Origin of the sequence: Streptococcus sanguinis SK1 = NCTC 7863, assembly GCF_000194945.1 — a bacterium.
Taxonomy (GTDB): Bacteria; Bacillota; Bacilli; order Lactobacillales; family Streptococcaceae; genus Streptococcus; species Streptococcus sanguinis.
In genome coordinates this window covers 70,475-89,327 of the sequence record NZ_GL878509.1, presented here as the reverse complement: position 1 = coordinate 89,327, position 18,853 = coordinate 70,475, and the positions used below count along the sequence as shown (strand labels likewise).

Annotated in this window: 15 protein-coding genes; 13 read left to right on the top strand and 2 right to left on the bottom strand. The window is 45.2% G+C overall.

Going from position 1 to position 18,853, the window contains the following annotated elements; translation table 11 throughout:
• The first annotated feature begins 127 nt into the window (after window positions 1-127).
• Window positions 128-4,345: a GH32 C-terminal domain-containing protein gene (locus HMPREF9378_RS03335; RefSeq protein WP_002914010.1), complete on the top strand. Its 4,218-nt coding sequence runs from the start codon at window positions 128-130 to the stop codon at window positions 4,343-4,345.
• Between the two features lie 150 nt (window positions 4,346-4,495).
• Here the strand turns inward: HMPREF9378_RS03335 and HMPREF9378_RS03340 are convergent, their stop codons facing one another.
• The gene (locus tag HMPREF9378_RS03340) at window positions 4,496-5,332 is read right to left on the bottom strand and encodes a MerR family transcriptional regulator (protein WP_002902341.1); all 837 of its coding nucleotides are present in this window, start codon (window positions 5,330-5,332) and stop codon (window positions 4,496-4,498) included.
• 86 nt (window positions 5,333-5,418) lie between these two features.
• Here HMPREF9378_RS03340 and HMPREF9378_RS03345 point away from each other — a divergent pair, with 86 nt between their 5' ends.
• Window positions 5,419-6,453: an NAD(P)H-dependent amine dehydrogenase family protein gene (locus HMPREF9378_RS03345; protein WP_032909487.1), complete on the top strand. Its 1,035-nt coding sequence runs from the start codon at window positions 5,419-5,421 to the stop codon at window positions 6,451-6,453.
• 58 nt (window positions 6,454-6,511) lie between these two features.
• Here the strand turns inward: HMPREF9378_RS03345 and HMPREF9378_RS03350 are convergent, their stop codons facing one another.
• The gene (locus tag HMPREF9378_RS03350) at window positions 6,512-9,610 is read right to left on the bottom strand and encodes an LPXTG-anchored zinc carboxypeptidase (protein WP_002914009.1); all 3,099 of its coding nucleotides are present in this window, start codon (window positions 9,608-9,610) and stop codon (window positions 6,512-6,514) included.
• Between the two features lie 255 nt (window positions 9,611-9,865).
• Here HMPREF9378_RS03350 and HMPREF9378_RS03355 point away from each other — a divergent pair, with 255 nt between their 5' ends.
• The 11 genes from HMPREF9378_RS03355 (at window position 9,866) to hrcA (ending at window position 18,835) form a co-directional block, all read left to right on the top strand.
• On the top strand, window positions 9,866-10,132 hold the full coding sequence (locus HMPREF9378_RS03355) for an ACT domain-containing protein (protein ID WP_002893729.1): 267 nt from the start codon (window positions 9,866-9,868) through the stop codon (window positions 10,130-10,132).
• 10 nt (window positions 10,133-10,142) lie between these two features.
• Window positions 10,143-11,480 (top strand): PFL family protein, encoded by a 1,338-nt coding sequence (locus HMPREF9378_RS03360; RefSeq protein ID WP_002902345.1) that lies wholly within the window; start codon window positions 10,143-10,145, stop codon window positions 11,478-11,480.
• Window positions 11,481-11,612: 132 nt separating this feature from the next.
• Window positions 11,613-12,509 carry a hypothetical protein gene (locus HMPREF9378_RS03365; protein WP_002908012.1) on the top strand — a complete coding sequence of 299 codons (897 nt, stop codon included), beginning with the start codon at window positions 11,613-11,615 and terminating at the stop codon, window positions 12,507-12,509.
• Window positions 12,510-12,645: 136 nt separating this feature from the next.
• Window positions 12,646-13,347 carry a histidine phosphatase family protein gene (locus HMPREF9378_RS03370; protein ID WP_002902348.1) on the top strand — a complete coding sequence of 234 codons (702 nt, stop codon included), beginning with the start codon at window positions 12,646-12,648 and terminating at the stop codon, window positions 13,345-13,347.
• A gap of 99 nt (window positions 13,348-13,446) precedes the next feature.
• Window positions 13,447-14,145 (top strand): histidine phosphatase family protein, encoded by a 699-nt coding sequence (locus tag HMPREF9378_RS03375; protein WP_002914008.1) that lies wholly within the window; start codon window positions 13,447-13,449, stop codon window positions 14,143-14,145.
• The gene (locus tag HMPREF9378_RS03380) at window positions 14,132-14,920 is read left to right on the top strand and encodes a M15 family metallopeptidase (protein ID WP_002902349.1); all 789 of its coding nucleotides are present in this window, start codon (window positions 14,132-14,134) and stop codon (window positions 14,918-14,920) included. The genes HMPREF9378_RS03375 and HMPREF9378_RS03380 overlap by 14 nt, the downstream gene beginning before the upstream one ends.
• 219 nt (window positions 14,921-15,139) lie before the next feature.
• Window positions 15,140-15,463, top strand: a complete 324-nt coding sequence (locus tag HMPREF9378_RS03385) for a PadR family transcriptional regulator (RefSeq protein ID WP_002914007.1) — start codon at window positions 15,140-15,142, stop codon at window positions 15,461-15,463.
• Window positions 15,463-16,035: a DUF2812 domain-containing protein gene (locus HMPREF9378_RS03390; RefSeq protein ID WP_002914006.1), complete on the top strand. Its 573-nt coding sequence runs from the start codon at window positions 15,463-15,465 to the stop codon at window positions 16,033-16,035. The genes HMPREF9378_RS03385 and HMPREF9378_RS03390 overlap by 1 nt, the downstream gene beginning before the upstream one ends.
• Window positions 16,036-16,076: 41 nt before the next feature.
• Entirely contained in the window at window positions 16,077-16,916 is an 840-nt protein-coding gene (locus HMPREF9378_RS03395; protein WP_032909071.1) for an ABC transporter ATP-binding protein, read from the top strand.
• Window positions 16,909-17,637 (top strand): ABC transporter permease, encoded by a 729-nt coding sequence (locus tag HMPREF9378_RS03400; protein ID WP_002902356.1) that lies wholly within the window; start codon window positions 16,909-16,911, stop codon window positions 17,635-17,637. The genes HMPREF9378_RS03395 and HMPREF9378_RS03400 overlap by 8 nt, the downstream gene beginning before the upstream one ends.
• Before the next feature lie 163 nt (window positions 17,638-17,800).
• Window positions 17,801-18,835: a heat-inducible transcriptional repressor HrcA gene (hrcA, locus tag HMPREF9378_RS03405; RefSeq protein ID WP_032909614.1), complete on the top strand. Its 1,035-nt coding sequence runs from the start codon at window positions 17,801-17,803 to the stop codon at window positions 18,833-18,835.
• Window positions 18,836-18,853: the final 18 nt, after the last annotated feature.

The following is an 18,853-nucleotide window of genomic DNA, read 5'->3' as shown; positions in this document are numbered from 1 at the left end:
TTTATAAAGGAGTTAGGTGCTAAACGAGGTGTTCATTTTGAACAAGAAAAGGTGAAAGGAGTGCGTTATGTAGCAGTAATTTGGTTGTGAGGAGTCTGATTTTATTTTTAGAATATTGAGGTGTGTCATGAACAATCATCAGGAAAAAGTGTGTAAAAATTGGTTTATGAGAAAAAGTGGCAAGCGTTGGGTTTTTGGGTGTGCTCTGCTTGCTTTTGGGGCTTTCTTGTTAGATGGCGGCGGAGTGGTTTATGCGGATGAGGGTAAGGCTAATCCAGCTCCTGCTCAGGTCTTGCAGACTGACTCATCAGCTGTCTCGGAGCCTGAGAGTGGGCAAACAGCTGCTCTTACAATGAATGCCGATAAGGTAGAAAACTCTGTAGCCGGGGAGACTGCAACGACGGAAGTGGGTAGTCAGGATGCAGCAGTAGAGTCAGCTAATCAAAAGGCTGATAAGGAAGATCAAGTCACAGCAAATGCTAGAGAGACCAAGCAGGAAGAAGACGAACAGACAGCAGCGAAGGAAGTTGTTTCGGAAAAACTCCCTGCCGCAGAGACTGTAGATAAACAGTCAGGCTTCAATACTAATTTGGCAGAAGCCAAGGGAGACAAAAATGGAGTTTGGGAAGTCCGGGAGCAAGGACTTTATAGTGATGCCAGAGGCAAAGGTGATAGTTTCCTTTACTCTCAAAGTCAGGGCAAGGATTTTGTTTACTCAACGGATGTAACCTTCCTCAGTAAGGAAGGGGCGGCAGCCCTCATTTTCCGCAGTAATAATAATCCGGATGACAAGAGCAGCTATGCAGTTAATATTGATGGTGGCAGCAACAATGTGAAGTTTTGGCGTTGGCAAGGCGGTCGGGACTATCAGTTTATCAATGAAAAACATATCGAGCCAACGGATGATAATAAATATCGGCTCAAGGTTGTTTCTATCGGCTCTTGGGTATCCTACTATGTCAATGATATCCTAGTGGCCAGCTCAGGAGATTACACGCTCCAGAGAGATGATAAGGGGCAGAATACTTATCTGTCAGAAGGTTATTTTGGCTTACTTAACTGGAATAGCGAGCTGCTTTTTCAAAATACCTTTTATAAAGAAATCACTCCTCAGTCTAATCCCGAGTTGGAGGATATAAGTGTGACTTCTTCGGTTGGGAAAGTGGAGCAGAAAGGTCAGTTTACTGCTCCTATCACTATCCAGTATGTCAAGCATGATGCTGAGACTGTAGACTTGACTGTCGTAGCGAAAAATCCTGCTGCCAAGGTAAGCGTGACCGATGCTGCGGGTAGGGTTTATAGTGATTTGAAGAGTATCCCGCTGGCAGTGGGGGCAAACTATCTGACTGTGACCAGTACTGTGACGGATGCGGATGGGCAGGAGGTCAGCCTGACTTACCGGCTCAATGTCCATCGTCGGCAGGCAGATGAGGTATACTACAATGAGCTCTATCGCGGTCAGTATCATTATTCGGTCAAGGACGGTTGGGCCAATGATCCCAACGGGCTGGTTTATTACAAGGGAGTCTATCATTTCTTCTATCAGTTTTATGACGATACCAAGTGGGGGCCTATGCACTGGAGCCATGCGACCAGCAAGGATTTGATTCATTGGGAAGAACAGCCGATTGCCTTTTATCCGGATGCTAATGGGGCTATGTTCTCAGGCTCTATTGTAGCAGATACAACCAATTCCTCTGGTTTATTTGACAATGACCAGGGCGGTTTAGTCGCACTGATTACTGCCGACGGAAACGGTCAGCGCATTAAGCTAGCCTACAGTAAGGATGAGGGCCGGACTTGGACGAAGCTTAATCAAATTGCAGCTGACTGGACGGATGATCCACTGCAATCTCAGGATTTCCGTGACCCCAAGGTCTTCCGTTGGGAGGGTAAATGGTTTATGGTCGTTGCAGGCGGACCGCTGAGAATTTATTCGTCTGATAATCTGCGTAATTGGAAGGTCGAGTCAACTTATGCGGATCTCCATACGGAGTGCCCAGATCTCTATCCTCTACTGGCAGACGATGGTAGCCTAAAATGGGTCCTGTCTCGTGGCGGGCGCTCCTATAAGGTCGGTGATTTTAGACAGGTGGAGGGCAAGTGGACCTTCGTCCCAGATGCTGAGTTTGTTCAGGCTGATCAGGTCATGAACTTTGGTAAAGACTCTTATGCGGCCATGACTTACTACGTTCAGGACTTTGGCAGCAAGGCTAATCCAACCCTGCCCGACATTATTGAGTCTAACTGGATGAATACCTGGGAAGACTACTGCAATCTGGTAGCCGATACCGTCGGTCAGAAGTTTAACGGCACCTTCAACCTTAACCTCAAACTAGGCCTTATCAAGCAAGACGGTAGTTATCGGCTGACTCAGACACCAATTACAGCTTATCAGTCTCTGCGTCAGGAAGACAAGGCTGTATTGTATAAAGACGTAGAAGTTAGTGAGAAGAATGGGCTGTTGAAAGATTTTTCCGGTGTTCAGTATGAAATTGTCTCTACTTTCCGGCCGAGTGAAACGACCAAGAAAGTCGGTTTTAACCTGCGGGTTGGGGATGGAGAAGTGACTAGAGTTATCTATGATTTAGAAAAGGAAACTCTCTCTATTGACCGCAGCCGGTCCGGCATTATTCTCAGTAATAAATTTGTTCAGGTGGATAGTCAGTCCGTCAAACGCAATGCGGATGGCAGCATAGATCTGCATCTCTATGTGGATCGTTCCAGCCTAGAAGTCTTTGCAAAAGGATATACTGTGGCGGGTGCCAATCAGATTTTCCCTGCGCCAAATAGCCTTGCGGCTAGTGTTTTTGTAGAAGGTGGTGCTGCTAAGGCTGACATTGCTCTTTATCCGCTGAAGGGCATCTGGAAAGACAAGCAGGCAGTGACCAAACCACTGGAACTGGTGCAGGCTTCTCCTGTAACAAATAATATTTATGTCGGTGATAGTTTGGATTTGAAAGCATATGTCATGCCAGCAAGTGTCTCTCAAGCGGTCAGCTGGAGTGTGGATCAGCCAGACCTGGTCTCTGTCACGGAAGAAGGCAATAAGCTGCGAGTGATTGCTCTGCAAAGGGGTGTGGTTAAGGTAACGGCGGCCTCTAAGGAAAATCCAAGCCTTTCCAAGGTCTTCACTATCAATATCAGCCGTAATGACTTTAAGACCAATGTTCCAGATCTAAAAGCTGTTTCCGGTAAATGGTATGTTGACGGTGAAAGCCTCTATAATCAGAATACCAGCGCCAATGATTATTATATGGGAGGTCAGAAGATACCTTTCCCTGAGTATAACTTGGATGTGGATCTCAAGTATCAAAAAGGCTTGATTAACATCTTCTATGCGTCTGAAAATGTTGACCCTCGCAATGCTTATTCTATTCAATTTGGCGATAATGATAAGATTCGACTTTACCGCTTTATGGGAGAAACGATTGCAGAAAGTAGCATGAATGGCAAGCATCTTAATGACGGCCAGTTCCACCATGTTAAGCTAGTGAAAACTAAAAATGGTGTCAGTGTATCTGTGGACGGTGTAGAATACCTGAACCACCAATTTGATACGGTTGAGCCTTATTATAATGATGCCTACGTCGGTCTGGGGCTTTGGGATGGAGATTTGGAAGCGCGCAATTTCTTTGTGACCAATCTTCATGCGCCAGCGGTTAATAAGACTTCTCTGCAGAAAGTGGTAGACAGTACATCTAGTCTAGATCCGAGCCTCTACACAGATGAGACAGTTCAGGCTTACCAGTCAGCCTTGGCTCGAGCTCAATCTCTTTTGGCAAATGAAAAAGCGGAGCAGGCAGATTTAGATAGAGCAGAGCAGGATCTGAAGACAGCTCTTGCAGCCCTAGCTCTGAAGCCAAGTCATCAGGTCACTCCGGAAGAAGGGATAAAGGACCTAGTGGAAGAAAAGCCGTTCTTAGAAGTCGTAATGGAAGAGATTGCATATCAGACTCAAGAACAGGAAAATCCAGAACTGGAAAGAGGGCAGCGGCGGATACTTGTAGCCGGCCAAAAAGGTCAAAAGCGAGTCTTTGTAGAAGTCTTGAACGGTCAGCGAACCATCCTCGGTCAGGAAGTGCTCTCTCTAGCAGTTGACGAACTAGTAGAAGTTGGCAGCAAGGTGGTGGCTGAAAGTGCTAAACAGCCTTTGACAAGGACCCAGCCACAAGCTCTGAAGCAAGGTGAGAAAGGAAAAGTTATTCCGACGCCAAGATTGCAGCCAGCTCCCGACTCAGCTCTGCCTAAGACTGGCACTCAAGAAGATAAGTTTTTGCCTCTGGCTGGTTTAGCTTTTCTGGGAATGGGTCTTCTAGCTGGAAGGAAGAAACAAGGAGACTAAGATGCCAAGCAATGGTTATTGGCACATAAAAAGGATGGGTGTTTTCCCGTCCTTTTTTGATATAATTATGGCTTGCGAAATGATTCGTTTCTAGCTGAGCATGCTCCAGTATTTGGTAAGAAATTTCGCTACATCCTCTTTCCTCCTTTCTTAATCCTCTATCCGAACTTGCATCCGGATGAACATATCGCGGTGCTGTTCCTGGATTTGTGGTTGTTCATGAATGACCTCGCAGATATAATCGCCCACAGGAGTATATCCAGCTTGGATAAGAGCTTGGTGAAAATGCGGCAGGGCTTTAAGTTCATCTGCAAAGGAAGAGCAGTAAGCAACAGCATAAGTTCCTGCCGGCAGCAATATTCGATTTAAGTGAGGGAGTTCATTGGGAGTATGATGGAAGAGACAGAGTTGTTTGGAAATCCATCTTTCTTTTTGGAAATCTTCTTGTTTCATAATGGAGCCAACACGGCTGAAATGAGTGAAAAAAGGACTGTAACGCAGGATTTCTTGTTTGAAGCAGCGGAGAGCAAGTTCGTATTCCTCACTTTTCATTTGATAAATATTTTGATCGATTTCAAAAGTAAGCAGCTGCCGTTCAGGAAAAGTTTGGATTTCTAGTTCTTGCTCGCTCTGTTTTTCGCCATAGATACGGGCACCAGACCGAAAGATTTCGATTTCTTGGATTTGTTTTTCTAAATTCTCTTTTTCCTCTAGAAGGCGCTGATAGCGCTCCTCGATAAGCTGGTGCAGTTGAAAATGGTCTTTCTCAGATAGGATTTCTTTAATGTCTTCTAGAGAAAAATTCAGTTGACGCAGGTACTGAATGGAGTCAACCAGAGAAGATTGATTGATGTGGTAGTAGCGATAGTTGGTTTCTGGATCGACTTTATAGGGTTTTAAAAGACCGATTTGGTCATAGAATCTTAGAGTTTGGATGGAAATCTGGTTTATGTGGGAAAATTCTCCAATACGCAAAATTTTTTTCATTTTTTAAAACCCTCTATTGACTCTCTAGTTACTAGAGATATTATACTATAATTGTGAAAATAATAACAATTAATGGAGGGTTTGCTATGAGAAATATAAAAATTCGTGCTGTCCAATATGGCTGCGGTAAGATGTCTAAAGTGATTTTCAAGTACCTACTGGATCACGGTGTGGAAATCGTCGGAGCTATTGATAACAATCCTGCTGTAGTAGGACAGGATGTTGGTGATTTTGCAGAGCTAGGCCATAAGACTGGTGTCCTGATTTCTGATAATGCTGAACATGTCTTTGGAGAGTGTGACGCAGACATTGCCATTGTCACCATTGCTTCCTATATGCCGGAAATGTATGATTTTTTTGAAACAGCTATCAAGCATGGGGTGAATATCATCACGACCTGTGAGGAAGCTATCTACCCTTGGACGACGTCGCCATCTGAAACAAACCGCTTGGACAAGCTGGCGAAAGAATATGGTGTCACTGTAATGGGATCTGGTATGCAGGATATTTACTGGATTAATATGCCTTGCTTGGCTATGGCTGGCCTTAATCGCATTCAAAAGGTGAAAGGGGTTGTCAGCTATAATGTGGAAGATTATGGTCTGGCTTTGGCAGAAGCGCATGGTGCTGGTTACGATTCAGAGCGATTTGAAAAGGAAATTGCCAGTGCTGAGAGCCTGCCGTCCTATATGTGGAATGCTGCTGAAGCTATTTGCTCTAAGATGAACTGGACTATTCAGGATATTTCGCAAAAGAGCGTGCCTTATATTTTGGATGAAGATGTTTATTCTGAAACGCTGGGTCGCACAGTTCCGGCGGGGCAAGTAACGGGTATGTCAGCTGTGACAACCATTCATACCCATCAGGGAATTGAGTTGGAAGTAGAGTGTATTGGCAAGGTCTATCGTGAAAATGACGGAGATATGTGTGATTGGGAAATTACTGGTGAGCCAAATCTAGTCTTCTCAGTCAGCAAGCCTGATACCGTCGCCTTGACCTGTGCCACTATCGTCAATCGAATCCCTTCTGTGCTAGATGCACCAGCAGGTTATGTAACTTCAGAGTTGGCGCGTGACTTGGCCTATCCGACCTATCCGCTTCATACCTATGTTGAAAAATAGCAGAGCTTATATACAAAAACACACCTCCCATCTAGTTTGGGAAGTGTGTTTTTTAGTATTAGTCTTCTTTTTTCTTTAAGAGGAAGAGTCCAGCTGCTCCTGCAACCAGAAGTCCAGCTAGCGCGAAGCTAGCACTTGTTTCTTGGTTTCCGGTCTCTGGCAGAGTCTGACTCTTGTAGGTCAGGACTACCGTTTGAGCTGGTGGATTCACTGTAGCAGGCTTCCAGTCAAGGACAGTCTGACTTGGAGCTTGGTAGGTTGGGTCAGGTGTCGCAGGACTTGACAAGTCAGTCAGCTCGGCCAACTGGCTGCCAAAGATAGCATTGGAAATCCAGCGGTAGAAATGAACAGGGTGAAGGCGGTTAGTCGGATTGCCAGCATAGACAAAGAGAGGCTGTTCTTTATAAGTACCGGCAATTGCTACGACTTTGTTGGCCAGCTGTTCATTGCCAGGCCACCAGCCAGCGATATAGAAGTCACTTCCGGCAATGCTGGCAAGAGTCCTAAAATTGGCAGGAATCTTAGCAATCCAGTTACCAGAGTTGGAGTAAAAGAGTCCATCCTTCTTGTAGCCGCTGGTCAGCGGGTCTTGGTCTTGTATAATGGCCTTCATCAAGCCCTCGTAGTCACTGCCGTTCTTGAAGCGCTCAGCGTCAAATCCATCTAGGATTCCTAGTTTTTCCAAGCGCTGCATAGCAGAGCCTCCGACGACGATGGTTGGCTTAAGTCCGACAAGAGACTTGTCATAGTTGTTGCTTTCAAGGACGATGACGTCCGCTTCTTCTGGGCTGTCAACGATTTCAAAGCCCATATTTTTCAGAGCTAAAGCAGTGTGAGCTGGCGAGTCCATACCTGCCCAGTAAAACTGATGTGGCGGTGCGTAGACCTTGAGAGGCTTCAGAGTTGGTCCCTGTGGAATCTTATAGAGAGCATCACCGTAAATGGCATAGTGATCCAGAAGGCTGGTAAAGGTCGGCGTATCAACAATATAGCCGTCGTCTGTCAGATAGACCTTTTTGCCTTCTGCAAGAGCTTGATTGACGGCCTTAACGGCACTTTCAGACGTATTGGCAATGACGTAATAAGGCGCTTTATAATCAACCTGACTGGTACGTGCAGCACGGAGAGCTGTCACGTCGCCTAACTTGCCTTCAAAGAGCTTGTCGCCAAAGACTGGCTGGGCTTTGAATCCTTTCATATCAGGGAAATTGACGACCAATTCCGCATACATGGCAGCCCACTTGGATTCATTTGAGCCTTTGTAGAGGACATGGTTGGCATAGCCACGCTTAGCCTGCGCCATATCGACAACCAAATCGCCTTTTTTATAGTTGCCGCTGTCTTCCTTGAGTTCTTTGACCAGGACACCGTTGCGCTTGAAATAGTCAATCATATTAAAGGCTTCTTGGGTATCGTTGTCCTTGTCCACTCCCATTGGGATGACATAGTAGTCTGGGAAGAATTTTTCCTGGCCTTTTTTAATCCGGCCTACGACCTGACCATCAGGTCCGACGAGTTCATTTTCTGCCTTAGGATCTTCGACTTTATTGATGCCGCGCAGGTAGAAGTTGAGACGCATCTCCATGAGTTTATCTGGGTTCTGAGCTAGATAGTCAAGGCCTCCTAGAACTGCATAATATCCAGCCTTGTAGGACTCTTGATTGCCCTCCGGAATTTCGATGGTATGTCCCAGGATGCCATGGTACATAGAATAAACCGCTGTGTAGCCGGAGAAGGAATCGTCCCATCCGTCTCCCCAGTCCAGTTTTGGAATGATGTATTTGTCGTAGCCAGAGTTGGCAACGCCGGCCCGTCCCATATGATGGGCATTGTCCAGCATGAGGTCAGCTAAAAGGTCATATTCAAAGTTAGGATCGTGAGGCGGGGTTGCCGGCTCAATCAGGAATTCCTTGACAAATCCGTGGATATCATAGAGGGCAATTGGGTTCCATTTGTTAATCAATCCAGCAACAGTACGGGTTTCAGGATTGGCTTGGTAGCCAGTATCACGGTTAGGGTCAAGTCCATTGGCCAGAGCCCGAGTGTTGAGGACATCGCCGTCAGGATTCTCCGTAAAGTCAAAGAGAAAGATAAACTTCTTCAGTAAATCTTGGATTTTGAGAGTGACAAGTTTTTCAGAACCATCGGCAGCGGTTGTTTTGAAGCTGACTTGGTCTTTAGTTGCAAAAGTTTTAAAGAGACCTGTGATAATATCAATAGCAGGCTGTTCATCGGCGTGGGTGTTGTTAATGAGCACAGGCAGTTTATAGTCTAAGTTGCCATTTTTGAGAGCTGCCAGCATTTCTGCTGGTTTGGTCAAGGCCTGCGGATTAGTTGTGCTGAGGTAGTCGTCGATGCTCTTTTGGTCAGAACTGATGATACCCAGCTTGATATCGCGGCCCTGAGCGCTCTTTCCAATGTTCTCAATCTGTACCAAGCGATCGGTCTTGGCGTCCTGTCTGCTCTTTTCGATAGATGCCAGCATCTCTTCATGGCTGTGAAAGTCTTCATAAGGACGCAAGACGATATTTTTGCGAATGGTCAAGCTCAAGTCCTGGCTCGTACCGATCAGTTCATGGCTGCCAATGAAGTTTCGATAGGTCCGGCGGATATTATGGGGAGAGCGCAGGCTGAGATCGTCTCCGAAAAGCTTTTGAAACTGCAGATTCAGATGAAGATTGTTCCCGTCAGCCTTTTCCTCAATTGTGACAAAGGGTTGGCCGGTAAAGGTGCCGCTGTCCATGTTCCAGGTTTTCCAGTCGGCAATCGGTTTATTGTCCAGAGTCCAGGTCAGTTTGCCCGCCTGAGAAGCCTGTCCTTGGACGGTTTCCTTGAGCTCTGCAGGCTCGGACATATAGACAGTGCTGTCAGCTAGCTGTGTCTTGGCTTCTTCAGAAGCAGCTGCTCTTGTTTGAGCTGCTGCAGAGACAGCTGGATTGTCCGCTGCAGGAGCAGGAGCCTGCTCTTTTTCTCCTGTCTGATTTGGAGCAGCTTCTGTCGCAGGAGTTACAGCCTCTATCTGATTGGCGGCTGGCTGTGACTCAGTGCTGTTCTGCTGGTCAGCTGCGGCCTTGCCCTGAGCTAAGACAGCCATCAATACAGCGGCTGATAAACTCAAGACCTGAGTATAGAGACGCTTCTTGTATGAATCGTTCATTAGGAAATCTCCTTTGTGTAAAATATTCTATATTTAGTATAACAAATATCGAAAGCGCTTTCAAATGAAAATAGAAAAAACATACAAAGTTGCCCAAAATGGTCTCTCAGATGAATTGCTGAGCGTAGGAGAATTTTCCTTGTTTCGAGCGCTATTTGCAATATCCGAACCTTCTGTCTTTATTTTCTGAAATAGTATACAAAATCCTCGAATTTATGCTACAATGAGACAAACTAAAAATGATTGGAGCCAAGCATGAAAGCAATTATTACCGTTGTCGGAAAAGATAAAACAGGGATTGTAGCCGGAGTTTCCACTAAAATTGCGGAGCTGGGGCTGAATATTGACGATATTTCCCAAACCGTTTTGGAGGAATATTTTACCATGATGGCCTTGGTATCAAGTGATGAAAAGCAAGATTTTACGGCCCTTCGCAATGAGTTTGAAGCTTTCGGACAAGAGCTCAATGTCAAAATCAACATTCAAAGCGCAGCTATTTTTGATGCCATGTACAATATCTAAGGAGTGAAGGATGGATATTAGACAAGTAACAGAAACCATTGCCATGATTGAGGAGCAGAATTTTGATATTCGGACCATCACCATGGGCATTTCACTCTTAGACTGTATCGACACAGATATTGAACGGGCAGCGGAGAAGATTTACCAAAAAATCACGACCAAAGCGAAAGACCTGGTGGCAGTTGGGGATGAAATTGCTGCAGAGCTTGGGATTCCCATCGTCAATAAGCGGGTCTCAGTGACTCCGATTTCTCTGATTGGGGCAGCGACAGACAGCAGTGACTATGTTCCGTTGGCCAAGGCTTTAGACAAGGCAGCCAAGGAAATCGGTGTTGACTTTATCGGTGGTTTCTCTGCCTTGGTTCAAAAGGGCTATCAAAAAGGGGATGAAATCCTCATTAATTCTATTCCACGTGCTTTGGCTGAGACGGATAAGGTCTGCTCCTCTGTCAATATCGGCTCGACCAAGACAGGTATTAACATGACGGCGGTTGCGGATATGGGGCGGATTATCAAGGAAACGGCCCAGCTTTCTGACATGGGTGCGGCCAAGCTAGTCGTCTTTGCCAATGCGGTGGAGGATAATCCTTTCATGGCGGGCGCCTTCCATGGTGTCGGTGAAGCAGATGTGGTCATCAATGTCGGTGTTTCTGGGCCGGGTGTTGTCAAGCGAGCTCTGGAAAAGGTCCGTGGTGAGAGCTTTGACGTGGTGGCTGAAACAGTCAAGAAAACAGCCTTCAAAATCACCCGTATCGGTCAGTTAGTCGGTCAGATGGCCAGCCAGCGTCTGGGCGTCAAGTTCGGGATTGTTGACTTGAGTCTGGCTCCAACACCGGCGGTCGGGGATTCAGTGGCCCGTGTCTTAGAAGAAATGGGCTTAGAAACAGTCGGTACTCATGGTACGACGGCGGCGCTTGCCTTACTCAATGACCAAGTCAAAAAAGGCGGTGTTATGGCCTGCAATCAGGTTGGTGGTCTATCTGGTGCTTTCATTCCTGTTTCAGAAGACGAGGGAATGATTGCGGCTGTGCAAAACGGCTCGCTCAATCTAGAAAAGCTAGAAGCTATGACAGCTATCTGCTCGGTAGGTTTGGATATGATTGCCATTCCAGAGACGACACCAGCTGAAACCATCGCAGCCATGATTGCGGATGAGGCAGCGATTGGCGTTATCAATCAGAAGACGACAGCTGTGCGGATTATTCCGAAGGGCAAGGAAGGTGATATGATTGAATTTGGCGGGCTCTTGGGAACAGCTCCGGTCATGAAGGTCAATCAGGCTTCGTCAGCAGCCTTTATCGCGCGGGGCGGTCAAATTCCAGCGCCTATTCACAGCTTTAAAAATTAAAAAGCTAGATTTGAAACAGCTTTTAAGAAAGCATTATAAAGGACAGCTATTCAGTTTCCGAGTAGGGGTTTGCGGGATTGAGTCTAGCTGGATGCTTGAAATGTAGGAGATTATAAGGAGATTGTTTAGGTTATGAATAAAAGAGAGCTAGCTGAGCTGGCCCTTGATTTAGGTTTGGATTTTGATAAAGAGAGCGGAATTATATATGGCTGTAGAAGAGATTATGCTTTTTATCTAGAGACCATAACAGATGGCGATGAATTTGCGATTTTCTTTTCAGTCAGATGTGAGCAGGGTTATATTGGTCGAGATACCTTAGAAGCTCTGATCAACGATTCCGAGGTCTTGATTGATTTTGAGAGAGCTGGCTATAGCCTAGCCTGTCAGATTTTGGCTAATCAAGACCGAGATTTGCTGCCGGATATTTTGGAGGAGGCTATCGAAGATTGCACCCGCTACTTTGAGGAACAAGGGCTGGTCAGCGCCTGTGAGAAAACCGGTGAAACTGGAGATGTGGACCTGTATCAGTTCAAAGGAGATTGGCTCTATCTCACGCCATCTAGCTATGAGCGAATGATTTCCATCTCACAGGATAAGGTGACAAAGCGCTCCCTTCCTCATCAAAGTCCGCAGAAAATACATTATTTCCTGGGGATTGTCGGGGCTTTCTTGACTAGTTTGTTTGGTGCATGCCTTGTCTTCTTCCTGACAGGTGCATCCTTGGCCATGGGCTTCATATCAGGTTTTACACTGCTATTTAGCATTGCTTGCTATGAAAAGTTTGTAAAAGGGATTTCTGTTTTAGGCATTGTGGCAAGTTTCTTTTTTACTTTAACGATGAGCTTTTTAGCTGTTCAAATCGGTTATGCTAATTCTTTTTATCAGGGGGAAGGCCATATTTTGCAAGCCGTTATCGCTATTAATAAAGCCGCTTTATCCGGACAGTTTGGTCTTAATTATTGGCTCCATTATCTGTACATTATTCTTGGGTGTGTCAGTGCCGTCAAAGTTCATATTAAGTCTCTATAGTTGATTAGATGCCGGCTTCACGGTGAGCCGCTGTCCATCATAGCGGAGAACTGACTTCTCCCTCTTCTTTATCCTAAAGAATTCGAAGGCCTTTTTCAAAATTTACTACAACAAACAAAAATAAAAGAGGTAAACTATGTCCAAAACAAGACTCTATGTTATCCGTCATGGCAAGACCATGTTTAATACTATCGGCCGGGCACAGGGCTGGTCTGATACGCCGCTGACTGCCGAAGGCGAGCGCGGTATTCGTGAGCTGGGTATCGGATTGCGAGAGTCTGGCTTGCCTTTTATCAAGGCTTTTTCCAGTGATAGCGGCAGGACCATTCAGACCATGGGGATTATCCTAGAGGAGCTGGGTTTGACTGGCCAGATTCCCTATCGCTATGACAAGCGCATCCGGGAGTGGTGTTTCGGAAGTTTTGATGGTGCCTATGGGGGTGAGCTCTTTCATGGCGTTATCCCACGAGTTCTTGAGACAGATAATTACAAAGAGCTCAGTTGGCCGGATTTGGCGAATGGTCTGGTAGAAGTGGATTCGGCTGGCTGGGCTGAGCCTTGGGACAAGCTTAGCGGTCGGATTTTAGAAGGATTTGAAGCCATTGCTAGAGAGGTGGAGTCCTCTGGCGGTGGCAATGCTCTGGTCGTCAGCCACAGCATGACCATTGGTACTTTGGCTTATCTGGTTGATGAGAATATCACGAAAAATCCTAATGTCGACAATGGCAGTGTCACAGTGTTGGAGTATGAAAATGGTCGCTTCAGCATTCAAGCTCTGGGCGATGTGTCTTACCGTCAGATCGGCGCAGCTATATTGGACCGAGAAAATCAAGAATGAGCGGGAGTTTTGAGACTCCTGCTTTTTGCTTTGAAAGCCAGATGGCGCCAATTTCTTCATAAAATGGTATAATGTGAAAAGAACAACGGAGGAAATGAAATGGCAAAAACAAGATTATACTTGGTTCGTCATGGCAAAACCATGTTTAATACTATCGGTCGAGCTCAAGGCTGGTCTGATACCCCTTTGACTGAAGTTGGGGAACGTGGCATTCATGAGTTGGGCATTGGCTTGAGAGAAGCTGGACTTGATTTCAAATTGGCCCGCTCCAGCGACAGCGGCCGGACTATTCAGACCATGGGCATTATTCTAGAGGAACTGGGCCTGACAGATCAGATTCCTTATACCTTTGACAAACGGATTCGCGAATGGTGCTTTGGCAGTTTTGATGGTGGTTATGATGGAGAGCTCTTTATGGGTGTGATGCCCCGGGTTTTCAATATTGAGCATGTTCATCAGCTTAGCTATGCTGAGTTGGCAGAAGGCCTTGTAGAAGTCGATACAGCAGGCTGGGCAGAAAATTGGGAAAAGCTTAGCGGCCGAATTTGGGAAGGCTTTTCAGCCATAGCTGAGGAGTTGGAAGCTACTGGTGGTGGCAATGCTCTTGTAGTCAGCCACGGCATGACCATCGGAACCTTTGTCTATCTAATCAATCGAACTCGGCCTCATGGTTTGGACAATGGCAGTGTGACGGTTGTAGACTATGAAGACGGTAAATTCACAGTAGCTTGCGTCGGAGACATGTCTTATCGAGAGGCCGGTGCCAAAGTAATGGAGGAAGAAGTTGAAGCGCGCTAAACATCGCAAAGAAAAGAGAAAATCGAAGTCTAAGAAGATTGGGTTAACGTTTTTATTGTTAATCGTCTTGTGTCTAGTAGCTGGAGGGACGGTGATTTATTTCCGTCCGTCCTTGTTACAAGATCTGCTTGCAAAGATTCAGTTTTCGGGTTCATCTAGCAGTTCTGCTACGAAAGGCTCTTCTGGCTCAGAGAGCTCGCAGTCTGATTTGCCCAAGGTTTCTTCTACTGATTGGAATTTGATATTGGTCAATCGAGACAACCAGCAAGAAGAAAAGACACCTGAACTGACTCAGATTGGAGAGGTGCAGGTGGACAGCCGCATTGCTGAAAATACTCGGCAATTCCTAGCAGCAGCCCAGGCGATAGCTCCTGAAGAAACTCTAATCTCTGGCTATCGCAGCCGAGCGGAGCAGGAGGAGCTCTATAACGAAAAAGTTGCTGGGGAAGTCGCCAAAGGCTTGTCAAATGAAGAAGCAGTCAGCATCGTGCTGAAGCAGGTGCAGCTTCCAGGAGCCAGCGAGCATCAAACGGGCTTGGCTATTGATATGAGCGCACCAGAAGGTCAGGAGGATGAATTGGCTGCCAAGATTGCGGAGCTAGCTCCCCAGTATGGTTTTGTCCTTCGCTATCCGGATGGCAAGAGTGATATTACCGGAGTTGACTTTGAGAATTGGCATTACCGCTATGTCGGTGTGGAGAATGCCCAGTATATGCAGAAGCACAATCTGGTTCTGGAAGAATACATCGCCCTGCTCAAGGAAGCAGGAAAATAAATAAGTAAGTCAGGTGTTCCTGGCTTTTTTTATGCTGATTTATCAGGATGCAGGTCTCTAATCCTTTTAGCTTCTGATCAAATCAGCTGCAAGTATTGATAGATAAAAATGAATTACTTTTTGTAAAAAAATATTTATAAATCCTTGACAACTATATCGAACTGCGATATAATTTTTATATCAAGGTTCGATATATCGAGGTGAAAGTGAGATAAAAAGATGAGTGGACTGACAGAAAAGCTTAGGAGAGTCTATGTGCCAATGACAGAGACAGGTTTTTATATCCTCTTCTGTCTTCAGAAAGAAAGGCATGGCTACAGTATTACTCAAAAAGTCAAGGATCTGACAGAAGGACAGCTATCTATCAGCCCTGGAACCATGTACGGAACCTTGGCAAAGATGGGAAAAGATGGTCTGATTGCCTTTGTTCGTGAGGAAGAAAAGAGAAAGCTCTATTCTATCACGGAGCTTGGGAAGCAGATTTTAGAGTTGGAAATCCAGCGGATTGAGCGCCTTTACCGCAATAGTAAGGAGGAAGTTTGATGGAAAAGAAAATTGTCTATAAAATCTTTACCATTGCAGACTATGACAGAGAAGCAGCTTATTTTAAACAAATGCACAGCCAAGGCTGGAAATTGAAAAAAGTAAGTTATTCTCCCTTTCTTGTTGCGGTTCGTTATACATTTGAATCCTGTCCGCCTCAGGACGTGGCCTATCAATTAGATTTTCGCCCCATAAAGAAGGCGGAGCAAGAATCCTATTATCAACTGTTTGAGGATTGTGGCTGGGAGCATATTGCAAACTTTAATCAATTTTCTTATTTCCGCAAGCCGTTTTCTCAGCTTGATGCAGACAGCGATCTTGAAATCTATAATGACGCATGGTCTAAGCTAGAAATGGTCAAGCGTTTACTTGTATGGCGATTTTTGCCGGCCATCATGGTTTTGTGTGTCACTACCTATCTCATTCTAGATATTTCCCAGAAAAGTTTGAAAGCAAGTCTATTATTCAAATCAATCTTAGCAATAGACTGTGTCATATTGCTCATTCTGTTCTGTCAACTGGTCCATATTGCCTTGCGTTTTTGGAAAATGAGGCAGGAACTGAAAGATTGATTGCAGTTTTGTTAAATACTGTTGTGAAAGCGAGGAAAACAATGAAAAAGACCATTATTGAAGTGCAAGGCTTGAAAAAGAAATTCAAGGAACAAGAAGCCTTGGCAGGAATCGATTTTTCCATCCAAGAGGGAGAGATTTTTGGCTTCCTAGGACCATCTGGATCTGGTAAAACCACGACTATCAATATTTTGACTGGTCAGTTGTCTGCAGATGCTGGGACAGCTCATGTGCTGTCTGCACCGGTTGAGGATTTAAAGGTAGAAGTCCTGGAGCAGATTGGGATTGTCAGCGATGGCAGTGGTTTTTATGAAAAGATGTCACTTTATAAGAATCTCAAGGCCTATGCTATGCTCTTTGGTGTTAAGATGACAGAAGTCGATGAACTTCTCCGGAAAGTGGGACTCTATGATAGCCGCAACAAGGTGGCTGAAAAACTATCTACCGGTATGAAGCAGCGCATGTTACTGGTTCGCGCCTTGATTAATCGACCTAAATTGCTCTTCTTGGATGAGCCAACCAGTGGTTTGGATCCGTCAACCTCTCGCACCATTCATGAACTACTGCTAGAACTAAAAGCTCAGGGGACAACTATTTTTTTGACGACTCATGATATGCAAGAAGCTACCCTCTTGTGTGATCGCTTGGCCTTGCTAAGTAAAGGAAAATTAGTCGAAGTGGGCAGTCCGCATGAGATAATCCAAAAGTATAATACAGATAAGAAGGTTCGTTTAGAATATGAAGATTTGACGACGAAGACAGTTACCTTTGATGAACTGCAAGGTGGTTTGGATTTGTCCAACGTTATCAGTATTCATTCCTGCGAACCAACTTTGGAAGATGTTTTTATCACGTTGACAGGAGGTACCTTAAATGTCTAATAAATTCAAAGGTATGATTTGGCTGAGAGGTCAAGTGACACTAGCTAATAAAAGTATTCTATTGCAGGTTTTTATGCCGATTTTCCTTGTTTTTCTCTATAAATTTATTTTTTCTCTGAATGGAGTAGGTAAGGAAATTGGAGTGGATAAACTAGCTATTATGTTGCTTACGATCTCTCTGCCTTTCTCTCTAGCCATGTCAGTTGGGACACCTATCATCATCATCCTAGCTGAGGAAAGAGAAAAACATAATTTGCAAAGTTTGCGCTTGGCTGGTGTGACAGCGGGTCAATACATTCTCTCCGCCTTAATCTGGCCAGCGATTATTGGGAGCTTTTATATCGTCATTACCCCACTTTTGGTAGGAGCTAAGCTTTCTAATCATGTATTTAGCTATAGTTTGGTACTCTTATTGACCATGCTGGTCTTAATTTTCTTCTTTTTAATGGTTGGTCTGTTTTGTAAAAATCAGGTCATGGCACAATCTCTTAGTGTTCCAGCCATGCTCTTGGCGGCATTTATTCCTATGTTTTCAAATATGAGCGAGGATTTATTTAAGGTGCTGCGTTATAGCTTTATGGGCCTCTTTACTAGTTATATGAAAGATTGGTCTCATTTCCATTTATGGAGCGGAGAATTTTTGGCTCTGCTACTTTGGCTGCTTCTTTTTACAGGAATTTCTTTCTATTTGATGCGCCGTTTGCAAATCTTGGACGACTAATCTAGGTCGCTAGACTGATTTTTAGCACTCTTGTAAAAAGAGTGCTAATTTTTTGAGTTTTTGTCTTGACTTTGGAGTAGAAGAGTGTATAATAGAATCATGAGTTAGCACTCGAGGTGATTGAGTGCTAATTGACAGCAGAATCTTGATTGGAGGTGATGCCGTGGTCACGGAGCGTCAAAATGAGATTTTGAATTTGATTATTGATATCTTTACTAAGACTCACGAGCCGGTCGGCTCCAAAGCCCTGCAGGATTCCATCAATTCCAGTAGTGCTACTATCCGAAACGATATGGCAGCTTTGGAAAAGCAGGGGCTTCTGGAAAAGGCGCATACGTCCAGCGGCCGTAAGCCTAGCGTGGCTGGTTTTCAGTACTTTGTCAAGCATTCTCTGTCCTTTGATCGTCTCGCTGAGAATGAACTTTATGAGGTTATCAAAGCCTTTGACCATGAGTTTTTCAACTTGGAGGACATTCTTCAACAGGCAGCAGACCTTTTGACCAAGCTCAGTGGATGCACGGTTGTTGCACTGGATGTAGAACCCAGTCGGCAGCGTTTGACAGCTTTTGACATCGTTGTGCTCAGTCAGCACACGGCTCTGGCGGTCTTCACCTTGGATGAGTCCAATACCATTACCAGTCAGTTTATGATTCCGCGCAACTTCCTAAGAGAAGATCTGGACAGGCTTAAAGGCCTAGTAAGGGAGCGGTTCTTGGGACAGACAGTGCTGGACATCCATTACAAGATTCGAACGGAAATTCCGCAGATTATCCAACGCTATTTCACTACGACGGACAATGTCATTCAGCTTTTTGAGCATATCTTTGGTGATATTTTCAAGGAAAATGTGATTCTGTCTGGCAAGGTTCAGCTCTTGGAATTCTCAGACCTGACGGCCTATCAGTTTTTTGATGACCCGCAGAAAGTAGCTTTTGAGATTCGCGACAGTTTGGCCGAAGATCAGATGCAAAGCGTGCGCGTGGCAGACAGTAGAGAAAGCTGTTTGGTTGATTTGACACTAATTTCCAGCAAATTCCTGATTCCTTATCGAGGCTTTGGGGTGCTGGCAGTTGTCGGTCCGGTCAATCTTGATTACCAACGGCTGGTCAGTCAGATGAATGTCGTCAACCGCGTGCTGACCATGAAACTGACCGACTTCTATCGATACCTTAGCAGTAATCACTACGAAGTCCACTAAATATAGTATAAATATTCC